The organism is Methylobacterium sp. WL18 (assembly GCF_008040015.1).
GTDB classification, from domain to species: domain Bacteria; phylum Pseudomonadota; class Alphaproteobacteria; order Rhizobiales; family Beijerinckiaceae; genus Methylobacterium; species Methylobacterium mesophilicum.
In genome coordinates this window covers 1-422 of the sequence record NZ_VRVD01001366.1, presented here as the reverse complement: position 1 = coordinate 422, position 422 = coordinate 1, and the positions used below count along the sequence as shown (strand labels likewise).

1 protein-coding gene is annotated in these 422 nt (G+C 77.0%); it reads right to left on the bottom strand.

The window, feature by feature from the left end; translation table 11 throughout:
• Nucleotides 1-422: trypsin-like peptidase domain-containing protein (locus FV228_RS32780; RefSeq protein ID WP_147858053.1), on the bottom strand; the 422-nt coding region annotated here is incomplete at both ends.

The following is a 422-nucleotide window of genomic DNA, read 5'->3' as shown; positions in this document are numbered from 1 at the left end:
CGCCCGGACAGGCCGGCCCCCGCGATCCGCAGGCTTTTGGGCAGCCGCCGGGGATCGGCCGCGAGCGGCACCGGGCGCCGGTCGCGCACCGGCTCGGTCAGGCGCAGGACTGCGAGGTCGAGGGACAGGTCGGCGAGGCTCACGTCGGGCGCCGCGTTCGGCAGCATCTCGCCGGGATCGGGGCTGTAGCGGGCGGCGACCCGGGCGCCGTAGACCGGACGCGCCGGCTCGGTGCCGCGGAAGAACACAACGAGGGCGCCGAGCGGATCGCCGTTCACGCAATGCGCCGCGGTGAGCACGAGATCCGGGGCGATCAGGATCCCGGTGCAGCGCGTGAGCCGCAGCGCCTCCTCGGGCTGGGTGATGGTGCCGATGGCGACGGTGGCCTGCGCCAGGGCGTCCCGCCCCGCGGGCGCCCCGCC